This window comes from Cyclobacterium jeungdonense, assembly GCF_010994275.1.
GTDB lineage: Bacteria > Bacteroidota > Bacteroidia > Cytophagales > Cyclobacteriaceae > Cyclobacterium > Cyclobacterium jeungdonense.
The window spans coordinates 1-565 of the sequence record NZ_WMCD01000039.1 but is presented as its reverse complement, the minus strand read 5'-3'; the positions used below and the strand labels follow the sequence as shown (position 1 = coordinate 565).

Genomic DNA, 565 nt, shown 5'->3' with positions numbered 1-565 from the left:
AGATTCAGCCGGGATTTCTCCCGTCCCGGCTTACTCAGGATACCCACTCTTCATCCATCCCTACCCCTACGGGACTATCACCCCCTATGGTCCGACTTCCCAATCGGTTCGGGTCTGAATGAATTCAGATTATTGGGTCCTACAACCCCCTGACGGCCGTAACCGGCAGGGTTTGGGCTATTCCGCGTCCGCTCGCCGCTACTGACGGAATCACTATTTGTTTTCTCTTCCTATGGGTACTTAGATGTTTCAGTTCCCCACGTTCGCCTTGACCTATAAATAAATCAATATCCTAATAAATTAGGATGGGTTGCCCCATTCGGACATCTGTGGATCAATCCGCCTGTGCCGGTCCCCACAGCTTTTCGCAGCTTGGCACGTCCTTCTTCGCCTCCCGGAGCCTAGGCATCCCCCGTACGCCCTTATTCACTTAAACTCCCTACGTGCCCTTTTGCAAACACGCAGGGGTATTTCCAGCTTACTACTACTCACGTAGCAATAAACTCATTGCATTCTCCGCTCAACATGTCAATGAACTTTTGATCCCACTTATGTGATCAATGGT

The 565-nt window shown here is 50.6% G+C and carries 1 rRNA gene; it reads right to left on the bottom strand.

The window, feature by feature from the left end:
* Positions 1–436: ribosomal RNA gene (locus GKS34_RS23225) — 23S ribosomal RNA — on the bottom strand; the annotation flags it as partial.
* Between the last annotated feature and the right edge of the window lie 129 nt (positions 437–565).